Source organism: Methylobacterium longum (assembly GCF_022179385.1).
Taxonomy (GTDB): Bacteria; Pseudomonadota; Alphaproteobacteria; order Rhizobiales; family Beijerinckiaceae; genus Methylobacterium; species Methylobacterium longum.
Genome location: NZ_BPQS01000003.1, coordinates 66,667 through 83,736 on the forward strand (window position 1 = coordinate 66,667; position 17,070 = coordinate 83,736).

17 protein-coding genes are annotated in these 17,070 nt (G+C 68.3%); 2 read left to right on the top strand and 15 right to left on the bottom strand.

The window, feature by feature from the left end:
• Window positions 1–248 precede the first annotated feature (248 nt).
• The 12 genes from MFF58_RS03735 to MFF58_RS03790 all read right to left on the bottom strand — a co-directional run bounded on the left by MFF58_RS03735 (window position 249) and on the right by MFF58_RS03790 (window position 13,036).
• Complete coding sequence (locus MFF58_RS03735; RefSeq protein ID WP_238285450.1) at window positions 249–1,160, bottom strand: cytochrome c1; 912 nt, start codon at window positions 1,158–1,160, stop codon at window positions 249–251.
• Window positions 1,161–1,178: 18 nt separating this feature from the next.
• Window positions 1,179–2,465, bottom strand: coding sequence for a cytochrome b (locus MFF58_RS03740; RefSeq protein ID WP_238285451.1), 1,287 nt, complete (start codon window positions 2,463–2,465; stop codon window positions 1,179–1,181).
• A gap of 13 nt (window positions 2,466–2,478) precedes the next feature.
• Window positions 2,479–3,063 carry a ubiquinol-cytochrome c reductase iron-sulfur subunit gene (gene petA, locus MFF58_RS03745; RefSeq protein WP_243986929.1) on the bottom strand — a complete coding sequence of 195 codons (585 nt, stop codon included), beginning with the start codon at window positions 3,061–3,063 and terminating at the stop codon, window positions 2,479–2,481.
• Between the two features lie 178 nt (window positions 3,064–3,241).
• A complete protein-coding gene (locus MFF58_RS03750; RefSeq protein ID WP_238285701.1) occupies window positions 3,242–5,107 on the bottom strand; it encodes an ABC transporter ATP-binding protein in 1,866 nt (621 codons plus the stop codon).
• A 161-nt stretch (window positions 5,108–5,268) separates the two neighbouring features.
• Entirely contained in the window at window positions 5,269–5,853 is a 585-nt protein-coding gene (locus MFF58_RS03755; protein WP_238285453.1) for an AprI/Inh family metalloprotease inhibitor, read from the bottom strand.
• Window positions 5,854–6,040: 187 nt separating this feature from the next.
• The gene (locus tag MFF58_RS03760) at window positions 6,041–6,865 is read right to left on the bottom strand and encodes a succinate dehydrogenase iron-sulfur subunit (RefSeq protein WP_238285454.1); all 825 of its coding nucleotides are present in this window, start codon (window positions 6,863–6,865) and stop codon (window positions 6,041–6,043) included.
• A gap of 82 nt (window positions 6,866–6,947) precedes the next feature.
• A complete protein-coding gene (gene sdhA, locus MFF58_RS03765) occupies window positions 6,948–8,765 on the bottom strand; it encodes a succinate dehydrogenase flavoprotein subunit (RefSeq protein WP_238285455.1) in 1,818 nt (605 codons plus the stop codon).
• 31 nt (window positions 8,766–8,796) lie between these two features.
• Window positions 8,797–9,216: a succinate dehydrogenase, hydrophobic membrane anchor protein gene (gene sdhD, locus MFF58_RS03770; protein ID WP_238285456.1), complete on the bottom strand. Its 420-nt coding sequence runs from the start codon at window positions 9,214–9,216 to the stop codon at window positions 8,797–8,799.
• A gap of 10 nt (window positions 9,217–9,226) precedes the next feature.
• Window positions 9,227–9,628 carry a succinate dehydrogenase, cytochrome b556 subunit gene (gene sdhC, locus MFF58_RS03775; protein ID WP_238285457.1) on the bottom strand — a complete coding sequence of 134 codons (402 nt, stop codon included), beginning with the start codon at window positions 9,626–9,628 and terminating at the stop codon, window positions 9,227–9,229.
• Window positions 9,629–9,757: 129 nt separating this feature from the next.
• Window positions 9,758–11,059, bottom strand: coding sequence for an SLC13 family permease (locus MFF58_RS03780; RefSeq protein ID WP_238285459.1), 1,302 nt, complete (start codon window positions 11,057–11,059; stop codon window positions 9,758–9,760).
• Window positions 11,056–11,364, bottom strand: a complete 309-nt coding sequence (locus MFF58_RS03785; RefSeq protein WP_238285460.1) for a hypothetical protein — start codon at window positions 11,362–11,364, stop codon at window positions 11,056–11,058. Before MFF58_RS03785 ends, MFF58_RS03780 begins: the two co-directional genes overlap by 4 nt.
• 178 nt (window positions 11,365–11,542) lie before the next feature.
• A complete protein-coding gene (locus MFF58_RS03790; RefSeq protein ID WP_238285462.1) occupies window positions 11,543–13,036 on the bottom strand; it encodes an AMP nucleosidase in 1,494 nt (497 codons plus the stop codon).
• Window positions 13,037–13,148: 112 nt separating this feature from the next.
• Here MFF58_RS03790 and tsaA point away from each other — a divergent pair, with 112 nt between their 5' ends.
• Window positions 13,149–13,646: a tRNA (N6-threonylcarbamoyladenosine(37)-N6)-methyltransferase TrmO gene (gene tsaA, locus MFF58_RS03795; protein WP_238285464.1), complete on the top strand. Its 498-nt coding sequence runs from the start codon at window positions 13,149–13,151 to the stop codon at window positions 13,644–13,646.
• On the top strand, window positions 13,643–14,335 hold the full coding sequence (locus MFF58_RS03800; protein WP_238285466.1) for an SGNH/GDSL hydrolase family protein: 693 nt from the start codon (window positions 13,643–13,645) through the stop codon (window positions 14,333–14,335). Before tsaA ends, MFF58_RS03800 begins: the two co-directional genes overlap by 4 nt.
• A gap of 75 nt (window positions 14,336–14,410) precedes the next feature.
• Here MFF58_RS03800 and guaA read toward each other — a convergent pair whose 3' ends face one another.
• From guaA to MFF58_RS03815, 3 genes are all read right to left on the bottom strand, one after another.
• Window positions 14,411–15,967 (bottom strand): glutamine-hydrolyzing GMP synthase, encoded by a 1,557-nt coding sequence (gene guaA / locus MFF58_RS03805; protein ID WP_238285468.1) that lies wholly within the window; start codon window positions 15,965–15,967, stop codon window positions 14,411–14,413.
• A 253-nt stretch (window positions 15,968–16,220) separates the two neighbouring features.
• Window positions 16,221–16,640: a hypothetical protein gene (locus MFF58_RS03810; protein WP_238285470.1), complete on the bottom strand. Its 420-nt coding sequence runs from the start codon at window positions 16,638–16,640 to the stop codon at window positions 16,221–16,223.
• The gene (locus MFF58_RS03815; RefSeq protein ID WP_238285472.1) at window positions 16,637–17,035 is read right to left on the bottom strand and encodes a hypothetical protein; all 399 of its coding nucleotides are present in this window, start codon (window positions 17,033–17,035) and stop codon (window positions 16,637–16,639) included. Before MFF58_RS03815 ends, MFF58_RS03810 begins: the two co-directional genes overlap by 4 nt.
• Window positions 17,036–17,070: the final 35 nt, after the last annotated feature.

Here is a 17,070-nt window from a genome sequence, read left to right on the forward strand (position 1 = left end):
TCGCGCCGCGCACCAGGAGGCCGCCCGTTCCTGCCACCCCCTCACCCTGAGGCGCCGGCGCGTAGCCGAGACCTCGAACGCCGAGGGCTCCGGGGACCGCGCGGGCGATTTCTTATGAGGGTGTTATCGCGACCGACCCGCCGTCCCCCGACCGATCGCCGGGCGGCGACCGGTAGCACGCCCCCGGAGCCCAAAAAAGATGGGCCTCCCGAGGGAGGCCCATGGCATCGCGCAACCCGTCTCCGCGCTCAGAACGTCTTGTGCAGCTCCGGCTGGAGGCCGTGCACCTCGCCGCCGACATCGGCCCAGACCTTCTTCTTCACGTAGTACAGCAGCCCCGACAGGATGATCAGGAACAGGATCACCCGGAAGCCGAGCGCCTTGCGGTCCATCATGTGCGGCTCGGCCGCCCACATCAGGAAGGCCGCCACGTCCTTGCCGTACTGGTCGACCGTCTCGGGCACGACCGGCTGACCCTGATCGTTCTTCGGATAGGTGACCTGACCGTCGGTGATCGGCGGAGGCATCGCGATGATGTGGCCGGGATAGTACTTGTTGTAGTGCCCACCATCCGGCACCGTGAAATCCTTCGGCGCTTCCTCGTAGCCGTTGAGCAGCGCGTGGATGTAGTCCGGCCCCTGCTCTGAATAGCCGACGACCGGCAGCCAGTCGGTCAGGAAGTAGAGCGACCCGCGGGAGAAGGTCCGGGCCTTGGCGATTACCGAGAAGTCCGGAGGCGCCTTGCCGCCATTGGCCGCCGCCGCAGCCTGATCGTTCGGGAATGGCGGCGGGAAGTTGTCGGCCGGGCGGCCGGGCCGCTCGAACATGTCGCCGGCGTCGTTCGGTCCGTCCTTGACTTGGTAGGTCGCGGCCAGGGCCTTGACCTGTGCGGCGCTGAAGTCGGGCCCGCCGTCCTGCGCGAGGTTCCGGAAAGAGACCAGCTTCATCGAGTGGCAGCTGGAGCAGACTTCCTTGTAGACCTGGAAGCCGCGCTGCAGCTGTGCCGTGTCGAACCGGCCGAACGTGCCGGCGAAGCTCCAGTTCACGCGGGCCGGGATCGGCCCGCCATGCCCTTCCTGGGCGGAGACCGGCACGGTGCCGATCAGCAGGGCCGCCATGGCGGCCGCAGCGGCAGTCGAGAGGACACGGGTCATCATCATGGTCCTGTCGTCAGCCCGTCAGCCCTTGGTGGTCGGTGCGGCGGCGGCACCCGCCGGCATGCCGGATCCGCTCACCTGCTTGCCCGGCCCGGTCACGCTCTCCAGGATCGAACCCGGCAACTTCTTGGGCGTCTCGAACAGGCCGCAGAGCGGCATGACGATCAGGAAGTGGGCGAAGTAGTAGGCCGTGCAGATCTGCGACGCCAGGACGTAGCCCCCTTCCGGCGGCTGCGAACCGAGCCACCCGAGCAGCAGCGTCGCGCCGATGAACGCCCAGAAGAACTGGCGGTAGATCGGCCGGTAGTTGCAGGAGCGGACGCGGGACCAGTCCAGCCACGGTGCGAACGCCAGGATAAGCACCGCGGAGAACATCAGGATGACGCCGCCGAGCTTGCTCGGGACCGCGCGCAGGATCGCGTAGAACGGCAGGAAGTACCATTCTGGCACGATGTGCGCCGGCGTCACCGCGGGGTTCGCCTGGATGTAGTTGTCGGCGTGTCCGAGGTAGTTCGGCTGGTAGAACAGGAACCACGCGAACAGGATCATGAACACGCAGGTGGCGAACACGTCCTTGATCGTGGCGTACGGGGTGAACGGCACAGCGTCCTTGCCCGACTTGATCGGGATGCCAGCCGGGTTGTTCTGACCGGTGACGTGCAGGGCCCAGACGTGAAGCACGACGACGCCGGCGATCATCCACGGCAGCAGGTAATGCAGCGAGAAGAACCGGTTCACGGTCGGGTTGCCCACCGAGTAGCCGCCCCACAGCAGGGTCTGGATCGTGTCGCCCACGACGGGGATCGCCGCCAGGATGTTGGTGATGACGGTGGCACCCCAGAAGCTCATCTGGCCCCAAGGCAGCGTGTAGCCGAGGAACGCCGTGGCCATCATCAGCAGGTAGATGACGACGCCGAGGATGTAGAGCACCTCGCGCGGGGCCTTGTACGATCCGTAATACAGGGCGCGGAACATGTGGACGTAGACGGCCACGAAGAACATCGAGGCGCCGTTGGCGTGCGCGTAACGCAGCAGCCAGCCGTAGTTGACGTCGCGCATGATCTTCTCGACGGAGTTGAAGGCTCCCGTCGCCGAAGGCTCGTAGTGCATCGCCAGCCACACGCCGGTGATGATCTGGATACCCAGGAAGGCAGCGAGAATCGCGCCGAAGGTCCAGAAGTAGTTGAGGTTCCGAGGAACCGGGTAGGCAATGAAGGACGAATGCACCAGCCCGGCGATGGGCAGGCGCGCCTCGAACCATTTGGCCACGCGGCTCTTGGGGACGTAGGTGCTGGCCGTTCCGCTCATGCTTCCGTCCTCCTCAGGCCGCTTCCTTGCCGCCTTCGCCGATCCGGATCTTGCTGTCCGTCTCGAAGGCGTAAGGCGGGATCGGCAGGTTGATGGGCGCCGGCCCATGGCGCACCCGGCCCACCGCGTCGAACTGCGAGCCGTGGCACGGGCAGGCCCAGCCCTCGAAGCTGCCCTGATGGCCGATCGGCACGCAGCCCAGGTGGGTGCAGTTGCCGTAGACCACGAGCCACTGGTCGTGGCCGTTCTTAACCCGCGTCGTGAACGCGGCCGGATCGATCATGGCCGACAGCGGGACCGCCTTCATGTCGGTCAGTTCCTTCGCGGTCAGCTTGCGCACGAAGATCAGCTTGCCGCGCCAGAACACGTTGACGATCTGACCGTCCTGGATGGGCGTCAGATCGACTTCGATCGGGGCACCGGCCGCGATCGTCTCGGCGTCCGGCGCCATCGACGACACGAGCGGCCACGCTGCGGCCGCGGCGCCGACCGCGAGGCCGGCACCGGTGGCCAGGAACAGAAAATCGCGACGGCTGCCATCCGGCCCGAGGGCAGTGGCAGCGGCGGCAGTGTTATTCGCCAAGATTCGGAACTCCATGCGTCGGCGTGAGGGCCGCAGGCGCCCTGCTTCGATGTCCCGGCTGGGACAACATCAAAGCATTATCGTTCTAAGGCGCGCAATGAGACCGTCTGCCGCCCCGGAGTCAAGCACCCGTGTGCAGCGCAGCGACGGCGTTGGAACAGGATCGGCGCGTTCTGTTGCCGCCCTCGGTCGATCAGGCCACGGCGCTGTCGAGTCGCGCCGCGGCGTCGCCCAGGAATCCGCCCGACTGGCGGGTCCACAGGCCCGCATAGACGCCGCCCCGGGCGACCAGCTGGGCGTGGGTGCCCTGCTCGATGATCCGCCCGCGGTCGATGACGACCAGCCGGTCGAGGGCCGCGATCGTCGAGAGACGGTGGGCGATGGCCAGCACCGTCTTGCCCGCCATCAGCATGTCGAGGGATTCCTGGATCGCCGCCTCGACCTGGCTGTCGAGTGCGGAGGTCGCCTCGTCCAGGATGAGAATCGGTGCATCCTTGAGCATCACCCGGGCGATGGCGATCCTCTGGCGCTGGCCGCCCGACAATTTGACGCCGCGCTCGCCGACCTGGGCGTCATAGCCGCGCCGACCCTTGTGGTCGATGAGATCGGCGATGAACGCCTCGGCATGGGCCAGCCGCGCCGCCCGAGCGATGGCTTCTTCGTCGGCATCCGGTCGCCCATAGGCGATGTTGTCACGGATCGACCGGTGAAGCAGCGACGTGTCCTGGCTGACCATCGCGATGGCCTGGCGCAGGGAGGTCTGCGTGACCGTGGCGATGTCCTGGCCGTCCACGAGGATCCGACCGCTCTCGACGTCGTAGAGACGCAGGAGGAGGCTCGCGAGCGTCGACTTGCCCGCGCCGCTCACGCCGACCAGGCCCACCTTCTCGCCCGAGCGGATTGTCAGCGAGAAATCCTCGATGATGGTGGCGTCGCCGCGTCCGTAGTGGAAGCCCACGTTCTCGAAGCGGATCTCGCCGCCCGAGACGACGATCTCCCGGGCGTCCGGGGCGTCGACCAGCGCGTGCGGCCGCGCCATCGTCTGCATGCTTTCCTGAACGACGCCGACATTCTCGAACACGCCGCGGACCGTCTGCATCACCCATCCCGACATGGCGATCAGGCGCAGGACGAGGGCGAGACCCGCGGAGGCTTCCCCGGTCGTCATGCCGCCGTCGCGCCAGAGGACGAGGCACGCCGCGCCCGTGGCGATCAGGAGGCCGCTGTTTAGGATGCCGAGGAGGCTCGTGGTCAGGGTGACCAGCCGGAACTGGTGCAGGTAAGCGTCGGTGTGGACCTCCACCGCGTCCCGGACCGCGGCCCGTTCCTCACGGTCGCGGGCGAAGAGCTTCACCGTCAGGATGTTGGTGTAGCTGTCGACGATGCGTCCGATGAGCGTCGAGCGTGTGTCGGCGGTGCGGTGGGAACGCGTCCGCGCCCGGGGCACGAACCACGTCGTCAAGGCGGCATAGGCCGCGATCCAGACGAGGACCGGGACGGCGAGCCACGGGGAGATCGACCCGAACAGCCCGACCGCGGTGATGGCGTAGATCGCCACGTAGAGGAGCGTATCGATGAAGACGACGGCGAGTTCGCGCACCGCCGGGCCGACTTGGACGACCCGGTTCGCCAATCGGCCGGAGAAGTCGCCCTGGAAATACGAGAGTGCGTGGCCGAGCGTGTAGAGATGCGCCCGCCACCGGATCTGGCTGGTCGATTGCGGCACGACGAGCTGGTTCGACAGGACTTCGTGGGCCCAGATCGAGAGTGGTCGCACCACCGCGATCAGGCCGATCACGAGGCCCAACCCCACCGCGTGGTCCGACAGCACCGTCGCCCGGTCGGCGGTGCCGAGCAGGTCGATGAACCAGCGCATGACGAGGTAGAGAGACGCCTCCACCGTGCCGGCGACGATCGCGATGACGAACAGGAGCGCCAGCGCCACGCGGATGGGACGCAGGTAGAACCACGCGAAACCGATGACCGACCGGGGCGGCATCCGCGATTCGTCGAAGGGCGCGAACGGGTCGACTCGGCGCTCGAGCCAATCGAGGAACATGCTGCCGGGGGGTGTGAGACTGCGGGAGCCCCTGATGTAAGCCCGGGCCGCCACGTGCCAACCGTGCGGAGTGGTCGCGGCGGCGATCACCGCGACGGGTCGCGGGCCACGGCCGGATTTACCGAGCCGCCCCTGTATCATGCAGGGGCGGCGTGCCCGCCCTAGCGATTGAGGGCCAGCGCCGCGCCCGACTTGGTCAACGCCCCGTCCAGGCCGACGCCACCTTGCCGCAGGCGAGCCGCCACCGACCCGCCCGGCTGATAGAGGTAGACCTCACCGTCGCGGAAATCCCAGGCCGAGACCCGGGCGAGATCCTTGTTGGCGCACCCCGAGGCCGTGGCCTTGTACAGGTCGAGGGCCGGGGCGCTCGACAGCGTGACCTTGCAGTTCGCGCCCGTGGCGTCCCGCGCATCCCAGGTTCCGACCACCGAGGCGCGTCCGCTCGCAACGACCGGCGGCGGCGGCGGCGGGGGCGCGACCGGCTCGGCTATGACGGTCGGGGTGGACGGCGAGAGTGCCGCCTGGGCTCCTGGGGGAGGCGGCGCGTCCGGGCTCGCGGCCACGCCGGGCGGCGGCGCCAGCGGTGCGGCGGTGACGGTCCCGGACGGGATCGCCGTCACCGCGTCCAAGGCGCCCTGCTGGGCCGGCGCGCGGGTGCGCGGCGCGTCCAGGCGACTCGACGCGCAGGCGCCGAGGGTGGCGCTCAGGCAGAGGACTGCGAATGTCGGCAAAGTCGGGCGCAGCATCGGTCCACTTCGAGTCGGGCTGGGAGCAGCGCGGACGCGCTTCCCGCCTGACTCGGGTTCAAATGCGCTGACCGCAAGGCGTTCGCTCCCTCACCGCACGAAAGCGGTGCGGACGACCCGCCTTTCTTCCCCGGTGTGACCGGGAGGCCTCACCGGGCGGGGAACCAGATCGGAATCCCGGTCGGGATCAGAGCGTGCGCTCGACCATCATCTTCTTGATCTCGGCGATGGCCTTCGCCGGATTCAGGTTCTTCGGGCAGGTGTTCGCGCAGTTCATGATCGTGTGGCAGCGATAGAGCCGGAAGGGATCGTGCAGCCCGTCCAGACGGTGACCGGTGTTCTCGTCGCGGGAATCGATCAGCCAGCGATAGGCCTGGAGCAGAGCGGCCGGGCCGAGGAACTTGTCGCCGTTCCACCAGTAGCTCGGGCACGAGGTGCTGCAGCAGGCGCACAGGATGCACTCGTAGAGGCCGTCGAGCCGCGAGCGGTCCTGCGGGGTCTGCCGCCACTCCTTCTCGGGGGCCGGCGTCTCGGTCTGGAGCCAGGGCTCGATGGCAGCGTGCTGCGCGTAGAAGTTCGTGAGATCCGGAACGAGGTCCTTCAGGACCGGCATGTGGGGGAGCGGGTAGATCCGGATCGCCCCGTCCTTGTCCTTGCGGGTGAGGACCGGCAGGGCGTTGTCCGGGCTCTTGCATTCGTCGATGCCCATCGTGCAGGCGAGCGCGTTCTGCCCTTCGATGTTCATCGCGCAGGAGCCGCAGATCCCCTCCCGGCAGGAGCGGCGGAAGACCAGCGTCGAATCGACCTTGTTCTTGATCCACAGCAGCGCGTCGAGGACCATGGGCCCGCAATCCTCGCGGTCGACCTGATAGGTGTCGATCCGCGGATTGGCCCCGTCGTCCGGGTTCCAGCGATAGATCTTGAAGGTCTGCAGGCTCTTGGCGCCGGCGGGCGCCGGCCAGGAGCGACCCTGCGTGATCTGAGAGTTCTTCGGAAGATTGAACTGAGCCATGATTGTCGGCGGCTTCCGCTAGAGCAGAACAAGGCGAACGCAGGGACGTGCCCTGCGTCGCGCTCAAGATGTGTAAGTCAGATCAGTACACGCGGGCCTTAGGCTCGATGTATTGGATCTCGTTCGACATCGTATAGGTGTGCACCGGGCGATAATCGATGTTGACCTGCTGCCGTCCCTCGTCGAGCCAGGACAGGGTGTGCTTCATCCAGTCCTTGTCGTCGCGGTCGGGGAAGTCCTCGCGGGCGTGGGCACCGCGTGATTCCTTCCGGTTGGCGGCCGATTCCATCGTCACCACCGCCTGTCCGATCAGGTTGTCGAACTCCAGCGTCTCCAGGAGATCGGTGTTCCAGACCAGCGAACGGTCGGTGATCTTCACGTCGGCGGACGCGTTCCAGACCTTGTGGATCAGGCCCTTGCCCTCCTCCAGGACCTCGCCGGTGCGGAACACGGCGCAGTTGTTCTGCATCGTCTTCTGCATCTCGGCGCGGAGCTCCGCAGTCGGGGTGGAGCCGTTGGCGTAGCGGAAGCGGTCGAGGCGCTCGAGGGCCTTGTCGGTGGCGCCCTTGGGCAGTTCCATGGCCCGGCCGTTCGGCTCGACGATCTCGGCGCAGCGCTTGCCGGCGGCGCGACCGAACACGACGAGGTCGATCAGCGAGTTCGAGCCGAGGCGGTTGGCGCCGTGGACGGAGACGCAGGCCGCCTCGCCGATGGCCATCAGGCCCGGAACGACCGTGTCGGGGTTGCCGTCCCGCAGGGTCAGCACCTCGCCGTGGTAGTTCGTGGGGATGCCGCCCATGTTGTAGTGCACGGTCGGGATGACCGGGATCGGCTCCTTGGTCACGTCGACGCCCGCGAAGATCTTGGCGCTCTCCGAGATGCCGGGCAGGCGCTCGTGCAGGATCTTCGGATCCAAGTGGTCGAGGTGCAGGTAGATGTGGTCCTTGTCCTTGCCGACGCCGCGGCCGTCGCGGATCTCCATGGTCATGGAGCGCGAGACCACGTCGCGCGAGGCGAGATCCTTCGCCGACGGGGCGTAGCGCTCCATGAAGCGCTCGCCCTCCGAGTTCGTCAGGTAGCCGCCCTCGCCGCGAGACCCCTCCGTGATCAGGCAGCCGGCTCCGTAGATCCCGGTCGGATGGAACTGCACGAACTCCATGTCCTGCAGCGGCAGGCCGGCGCGCAGAACCATGGCGTTGCCGTCGCCCGTGCAGGTATGGGCGGACGTCGCCGAGAAGTAGGCGCGGCCGTAGCCGCCGGTCGCCAGGATGGTCATCTGGGCGCGGAAGCGGTGGATCTCGCCCGTGGCCTGGTCGAGGGCGATGACCCCGCGGCAGCGGCCCTCCTCGTCCATGATCAGGTCGAGGGCGAAGTACTCGATGAAGAAGTCGGTCTGGTTCTTCACCGCCTGCCCATAGAGGGTGTGCAGCATGGCGTGGCCGGTGCGGTCGGCCGCCGCGCAGGTCCGCTGCGCGGTGCCCTTGCCGTAATCGGTGGTCATGCCGCCGAACGGGCGCTGGTAGATCTTGCCCTCCTCCGTGCGGGAGAACGGCACGCCCCAGTGCTCCAGCTCGTAGACGGCCGCGGGCGCGTTCCGGACGAGGTACTCGATGGCGTCCTGATCGCCGAGCCAGTCCGACCCCTTCACGGTGTCGTACATGTGCCAGCGCCAGTCGTCCGGGCCCATGTTGCCGAGCGAGGCCGAGATGCCGCCCTGTGCGGCGACGGTGTGCGAGCGGGTCGGGAACACCTTGGTGATGCAGGCGGTGCGCAGCCCCGCTTCCGAGCAGCCCACCGTGGCGCGCAGGCCCGCGCCGCCCGCGCCGACGATCACCACGTCGAAGGCGTGATCGTGGATCGTGTAGGCAGGCCCGCTGCCGTTTGTGCCGTTGACGGCCATGGTCGGCTCCTCGAAATTGGTGATGGCGGGTTCAGGCCGGCTGTCCGAAGCCGATGCGCAGGACCGCGTAGACGCACGCCACGGCCACCAGGACCGCGTAGACGTTGTTGGCGAACACGGCGACGATTTTGGTCGCCTGCGCGTGGACGTAATCCTCGATGACCACTTGCATGCCGATCCGCATGTGGAGCGTGACCGAGAAGAATGCCAGAATGAGAATGATGGAAACGAAAGGGTTCGCGACCACGTGGACTGCGTCCGCGTATCCCTTGCCAGCCATCCTCGCGATGATGACCACGAAGGACAGCATCAGCACAGTATTGGTCACTGCGGTAATTCGTTGCAGCCACCAGTGGCCGACGCCGTGATGGGCGACGCCGAGACCGGCGACGCGGGCGCGGGGCGTGCGGATCGAGACGCTCGTGTCCTGGCGGACCTGTTCCTTGGCCATGCCGACCTCCTCAGCGGACCAGAAGGGCGACCGCCCAGATGACGATCGTGAGCGCGGTCGATCCGATCAGCGTCAGGCGGGACATGGCGAGGCGCTTTTCGCGATCGAACCCGATCCCGAAATCCCACGCCAGATGGCGCAGGCCACCGAGCATGTGGTGCATGAGGATCCACGTGTAGACGAACAGGATGAGCCGGCCGATCAGCGAACCGAAGAACCCGGCCACGTAAGAGTAGGCCACGGGGCCCGAAGCCAAGGCGACCAGCCAGATCGCCACGAGGGCAGTTCCGCCGTAGAGCGCCGTGCCGGTGACGCGGTGGAACACCGACATCGCCATGGTCCAGGTCCAGCGATAGATCTGGAGATGCGGCGACATGGGCTGTGCCACTGTCGGGCGTGCGGTGGGTGCCATCGTTTTGAAGCCTCGCAGCGGCGAACTGGACCGTCTCTAATCTGGTAGCGCTAGTGCCTGCCGGGGCAAGCCGCAATGCGTCATGCTGCAACGCAATGTGGGACCGGGCGCGACACTATTGGGAATCTGTCACTTCAGTTGCCCCAGGATGCGCCACCAGACGTAATCCAGCGGCACCGCCACCAGCAGCGAGACCACGCCGAAGCTCAAGGTGAGCCGCGTCGCATCCCGGAGGCGGATGCCGCCGAGTTCGCTGGCGAACACGATCGGGGGCGCCTGGTAGGGGAAGAATAGGGTCGAGTAGCCGATCACCTGTATCGAGACGACCGCCAACGGTGACAGGCCACTGGCCTCCGTCATCTCGCCGGTGAGGCCGGTGTAGAGCGCCGGAGCGCCGTTGGCCGTCACCATCAGGGTCAGAACCGTGCCGAGGCCGGTCAGGATCGCAAAGTTCTTCGCGTCCGCACCGGGCTCCAGGGGCGCGACCGCCAGCATCAGGTGCCCGAGCCGCTCGCCGAGTCCGGTCTCGTTGACCAGGGCCACGAGACCGAGCAGCGCCGCGATGTAGAAGCATGTCCGCAAATTGACCTGCTGGAACGCCTCAGCGGGAAGCACGCCAATCCGTGGCATCAGGCAGATCACCGCGGCCGCGAGCCCGACCCAGGCGGGGGCGAGGCCGTGCAGGCTGTCGGTCATCCAGAGGGCGAGCGTACAGGCCAGGATGATCGCGAGGCGCCGCTCGGCACCCGAGATCGGCGGCAGGGTCGGCAGACCCCGCGCGGTTTCCGCGAGCCGGTCCGGGAACAACCGCACGATCAGGGCCACCAGCATGGCGCCCTTCGCCAGCGCCAGGACCGGCGCATGGAGCACGAAGTAGGACAGGTAAGACAGGTGCAGGCCGAGAAGGCGCTCCGCCGAGCCGGCCATGACCAGGTTCGGCACGTTGGCCGGCAGGATCGCCGCGGACAGGATCGGCGTCGCCACGCCCACCGCCAGAACGGCGCCGGTCCGCCCCGGCCGGCCGGCTTTCAGCCCGTACGCATCGCACAGCGCCAGCGTGATCGGGATCATCAGCGCGATGCGGCCGAGGTTCGACGGCATGACGAAGGCGATGAGGAAGCTCAACATCACCAGCCCGGCGATGAACCGACCGTAGGAGCCCGACAGGCGCGCGGCGAGCGACCGTGCCATGCGGGCGCCCAGTCCCGTGCGGGTCATGCCCTGACCCACGATCATCCCGGAGAGGACCAGCCAGAACGCGGAGGCCGAGAAGCCGGAGAAGATCGTCCCGGCGCCGCCGAGACGCAGCAGCATCGCCAGGCCGAAGAACGCGAGGGCGGTGACGACTTCGGGCAGCAGGGCGGTCGCCCACAGCCCCATGCACAGCACGAGGAGAACCGCCGTCACCGGAATAACCGCTCCCCCGCTCATGCGCCCCTCGCGACCGACCCTGGAACGTGGGCCTCCGGCATCGTGGCCCCTCTGGAATCGTTCGCAATTCGGATGTTCTTGATGGTGCCTTCGTCAACGACGAAGGCAGGCCGCGGCTTTGCCTGCGGCTCGAAGTCATTCATCGTCATCCTTTCCGCCCCGTGACGAAGGCCTGGCCACCACGCCGGCGCGTCGGCGTTCTCGAAAAAGCGGCGCTCAAGCTTCGTGTCCGGTTTTGCAGGCGTCCGCGCCGCCCCGATTCTCGCCACCGCAACATCGTTCGCGCGATCCGGCGGGCGGGCCACGGCCGCCGCCGGCACCATCGATCCAGCGGCAAGATTCCTCCCGGGACAGCTCGAAGCTCGGAGCGCTGCTCGCGGTATCGGCCCGCATGAGCACAAGAGTCTCGACCTCGGCCAGGGCGCGGCCAAGGTCCAGCCGGTCGCCGGGACGATTGTCCCGTGATGGCTGGGCCGATCCCGGCTATCGGAACGGCGGCTCGTCGAAGCTCCGCAGCTTCCGCGAGTGCAGCCCCTGCCGATCGGCGCGAAGCGAGTCCAGCGCCGCGAGCCCGACCCGCAAATGCTCCGAGACCGCCCGGTCGTAGAAGGCGTTGGCGGCGCCGGGCAGCTTGATCTCGCCGTGGAGCGGCTTGTCGGAGACGCAGAGCAGCGCCCCGTAAGGGACCCGCAGGCGGAAGCCCTGCGCCGCCACGGTGCCGCTCTCCATGTCGACCGCAACGGCGCGGGACTGGTTGATCCGCCGACGCTCCTGGCTGAAGCGCAACTCCCAATTGCGATCGTCGTAGGTCACCACCGTGCCGGTGCGCAGCCGCCGCTTGAGGGCGTCGGCCTGCTCTCCAGTGACGAGGGCGGCGGCATTCTGCAGCGCGACCTGGACCTCCGCGAGGGCCGGCACCGGTACGTCCGGCGGCACCAACTCGTCGAGGATGCGGTCGCGGCGGAGATAGGCGTGCGCCAGGACGTAGTCGCCGATGGTTTGGGATTGCCGCAGGCCGCCGCAATGCCCGACCATCAGCCAGCAATCGGGGCGCAGAACCGCGAGGTGATCGGTGATGGTCTTCGCGTTCGAGGGACCGACGCCGATGTTGACCAGGGTCGTGCCCTGATGGGTTCCGTCCGTACCCCGGGCGACGAGGTGATAGGCCGGCATCTGATGGCGGTGCCAGGGTGAGGCCGCGATCACCGCCGCCGGATCGGCGCTCGCCGCTTCGGCCCGGCTGACCGAGACCCCGCCCGGCAGGACCAGCCGCTCGAAGCCTTCCTCACCGGAGGCGAGCCGCTCAAGGCCGTGGCGGACGAACTGGTCCACGTAGCGATGATAGTTGGTCAGCAGGATCCAGGGCTGAACGTCGCGCCAGTCGCAACCCGTGTAGTGGACCAGTCGCCGGAGCGAGTAGTCGACCCGCACGGCGTCGAACAGCGCGAGGGGCAGCGGCTCGCCCGCCGGCTGGTCGAAGGTGCCGTCGGCGATCTCGTCCCCGACGAGCGACAGGAGCGGCACCGGAAAATAAGTGGCGAGATCGGCGCCGTCGACCGCCCGGCCGCGGGCGTCGAGGCCGGTTTCCAGAACGTAGGGATAGGGGATCTCCTGCGCGCTGAGGCCGACCTCCAGGCTGATCCCGTAATCGGCGATGAGCGGCCCCAGCTGGCGGGAAAGATAGTCCCGAAAGAAAGCCGGATGGGTCACCGTCGTGGCGTAGGTGCCAGCGGCCTGAAGCTTGGCGGTGGCCCGCCGGACCCGCGGCAGCGGCCCTTCGGGGCGGTAGCTGATGCGCAGCTCGGGATAGCGGAACGCCAAGCGCTCGGTGGCGTCGGGGGGCGGGCCGCCGGCGAGGTAGCGCTCCAGGGCGCGCCGCAGGGCACCGGCCGCGTCGTCGTAGAGTTCCACCAAGCGGTCGATGGCGGTCTTGGCATCCGCCACCGCCTGCATCGGCCGCAATTCCCGCTCGATCATGGCACCTCCGATCCTGGTCCGGCTCTACACCGACGCCCGCGGCGGGGCGAGATGCGGGCTTGCCGGCCTCGGGCGCTTGGCCGACAAGCCGGCCGGAGCACAGCGAGGACGCATGAGCGCGGACGAGTTCGGGATCCGTCCCGGTGAGGAGATGGCGACCCTGCCGCCGACCTTCGACGCCGGCCTCCACTTCATCGGGCGCCTGCGCACGCCCTGGCAATCCCGCTCTGCATGTCCGAAGAACGGGTTGCAAACCGACGCGCTCTGCACCGTCGAGGTCGATCCGACCTTCGCGCCCGGCCTGCGCAATGTCACGGGCTGCACGCACCTGATCCTGCTCTACTGGATGGACCGGGCGACCCGCGGCCTCGTGGTGCAGCAGCCGCGCCACGCCGATGGGCCACGCGGCACCTTCTCGCTGCGTTCGCCCGCGCGGCCGAACCCGATCGCCCTGTCGGTGGTGGAGTTGATCGGCCGGGAGTCGAATAGCCTGCGGGTGCGCGGCCTCGACTGCCTCGACGGCACGCCGCTCCTCGACATCAAGCCCTACTACGCGTCGACGGACGCGCGGCCCGACGCGCTCGTCGATCGCGCCGGGGCGGTTTCGTGAAACGTGTCGCCGTGCTCATCCTGGCTGGCGTGGTGCTGCTCGCCCTCGGCGGCGTCGCCGGATGGCGCCTGCACCGGCCCGGGACCGACGCGCGGGCCTACGCGGAGATGCGCCTCATCGCCGTCCAGGTCAGCCTCGACGAGGCGCCGCCCGACTACGTGTTCTGGGCCGGCGACTCGCAGGTGGAGCTGCAGCCCGGCAGCCAGCGGCCCTGCGGGCTGGATTTTCTCAGCGGCGGCGTCAGCGGCGCCACGGCCGCCAGCTACAGCGACTATCTCGGGCGCCTCACCTTCAAGGTCCATCCCCGGATCGCGGCGCTGACGATCGGCACCAACGATATCCTGGTCAAGAACAATCCCCAATTGCACAAGCCGACCGAGCAGTTCGAGGCCGCAACCGAGGCGATCGTCAAGCGGCTCCAGAGCCTGAGCGCACGGGTGGTCGTGACCGCCCTCCCCCCGGTCGGACGGGAGATCGGCACGCTCGTGGATGCGGGCGCGGTGCCGGATTATTCACGGCGGCTGGAGAAGCTCTGCGGACGGCTGGGCTGCACCTTCGCGGATCCGTTCGCGGATCTGCGCGATGGCGACACGGGCTACGCCAAGCCGGGCGCGCTCCGCGACGGGCTGCACCTCGCGGCGTTCCGGCCGGCTTTGAAGGCCCTCGAGCCGGCGTTGTGCGGGCGCTGAGGTTCCGGACGGGCCTCGCCCCGGATCGCGCCCCGCCGTCACGGCTCCGATCGCCAGGGCTTCAATCCGGGCCGCTCACTCCCACTCGATCGTGCCTGGCGGCTTCGAGGTGATGTCGTAGGTCACCCGGTTGATGCCCTTCACCTCGTTGATGATCCGGGTCGCGACCCGACCCAGGAAGGCCATGTCGAACGGGTAGAAGTCGGCCGTCATGCCGTCCACCGATGTCACGGCCCGGAGCGCGCAGACGTGGTCGTAGGTGCGCCCATCGCCCATCACGCCCACGGTCTTCACAGGCAGAATCACCGCGAAGGCCTGCCAGATCGTGTCGTAGAGGCCGGCCTGGCGGATCTCGTCGAGGTAGATCGCGTCGGCCTTGCGCAGGGCCTCCAGCTTCTCGGCGGTGATCGTCCCGGGGCAGCGGATCGCCAGGCCCGGCCCCGGGAAGGGATGGCGGCCGACGAAGGCTTCGGGCAGGCCGAGTTCCTTGCCGAGCACCCGGACCTCGTCCTTGAACAGCTCGCGGAGCGGCTCCACGAGCTTCATGTTCATGCGCTCGGGCAGTCCGCCGACATTGTGGTGGCTCTTGATCGTCACCGACGGGCCGCCGGTGAACGACACGCTCTCGATCACGTCCGGGTAGAGCGTACCCTGCGCGAGGAACTTCGCGCCGCCGATTTTCTTCGACTCCGCTTCGAACACGTCAATGAACAGGCGGCCGATCGTCTTCCGCTTGACCTCCGGGTCCGACACGCCTTCGAGCGCCGAGAGGAACATGCCCGAGGCTTCCACGTGGACCAGCGGGATGTTGTAGTGGTCGCGGAACAGGGCCACGACCTGCTCGGCCTCGCCGAGGCGCAGGAGGCCGTGGTCGACGAACACGCAGGTCAGCTGATCGCCGATCGCCTCGTGGATCAGCACTGCCGCCACCGCGGAATCGACGCCGCCCGACAGGCCGCAGATCACCTTCTCCGTGCCGACCTGCTCCCGGATCTTGGCGATGGCCTCCTCGCGATAGGCGCCCATCGTCCAGTCGCCGGAACAGCCGGAGACGTCGCGCACGAAGTTGCGGATCAGCAGGGCGCCGTGCGGCGTGTGCGCCACCTCCGGGTGGAATTGCACCGCGTAGTAGTTGCGGGCCTCGTCGGCCACCGCCGCGAAGGGCGCGTTCTTGGAGATCGCCACGGTGGTGAAGCCGTCGGGCAGCTTGGTCACCCGATCGCCGTGGCTCATCCAGACCGGGTATTTCTCGCCCTTGTGCCAGACCCCGTTGAACAACGGACAGTCCGCCAGGATCTCAACCTCGGCCCGGCCGAATTCCGCGTGATGGCCGCCCTCGACGGCGCCGCCGAGCTGGGCCGCCATGGTCTGCTGGCCGTAGCAGATGCCGAAGACCGGCACGCCCGAATCGAACACGAGCTGCGGCGCCCTGGGCGAGGCCTCGACGGTGACCGATTCGGGCCCGCCGGAGAGGATGACGCCCTTGGGCTTCTGCTCGCGGAACGCGGCCTCCGCTTTCGTGAAGGGCACGATCTCGCAATACACGCCTTCTTCCCGTACGCGACGGGCGATGAGCTGCGTCACCTGAGAGCCGAAATCGACGATCAGGATCTTGTCGTGGTCGGTGTTCATCGCGGGCGATTATCCGATGGCCGCGGCGCGTGCAACGCGCGGGTCCGGCGCGGGCTGGGGATCGCGGCGCAAGTCACGCGCCAAAGTTCACCGGCTTGCCGCGCGCGGCCCCATTGGGGGACGGGGCGGGTGCGCCGCGGAAGCCGTGGCGGCGCCCTCGGGCCGGTCGCGCACGCGCGCGAGAGTCTCTCGGTGCCCGCCGCCGCGGGTGACTCCGATGCGCCGGCGACGGAAGGCCGTGACCCGCGAGATCTCAGTCGAAGTTGCGGACCTTGGCCGAGCCGCCGAGGCTGATCGCGGGCTTCGGCGCGGCGCCGGCGAGACTGACCTTCTTCTGGCCGGGAGGCGTCTTGGCGCGAAGCTGCGGGGCTGCCTCCGGCACCGGCCGCGCCGGCTTCAGATGTGCCTGCCCGTGGATCACCGAGCCGATCTCGCCCGCCACGCGGATCAGGTCGTCGCGGTCGCAGGAGCGCGCAACCTTCAGCCCGAGCTTATGCATGTGGCTCTTACCGTAGAGGTAGGCGGCGAGCTGTGCGCGCTTCAGCGGCGGGATCTCCTCCAGGATCAGCGGCAGATCGAACTCGTCGGCCCGGTAGACGGAGCCCAGGACCTCGAGGCTGACGGGGCAATCGACTTCGGGCTCGGCGCCGCTCGTCGGATGCGATTGAGTCATGGATGCCTCTCGGAGATCGACGGATCGGGATGCTGTTCGGATGCCCCGGAGCCGGGGTCGAGTTCAACCCCTATCCGGACCGTGAGGTTCGCGATCCGATCCTCCGCGGTGGCGAGGGGCGGTGCGGATGCCGATGCCGGTTCGGGCTTCCAGGCGCCCAGGCAGCCGCGGCAGACGGATTCGATGACCGTTCGGGCATGGGCCTGCCGCCGCGCCCAGAGCGACTCCCGGGCCACACGCGCCGCCTCGGCGTCCGGCAGGGGCCGGATGCGGATGAACAGAGGCTCCTGCGCGACGGCGGTCGCCAGCGTCAGGATGAGCAGGACGAGCGCGGCCGCGAGATCGCGGCGGTGGCAGCGCCGGCGTCGCCGCGTTGACCTCGCCAAACCCGCCATGTTCCTCCCCCGTGGCGTACCGAGCCCGTTACCTC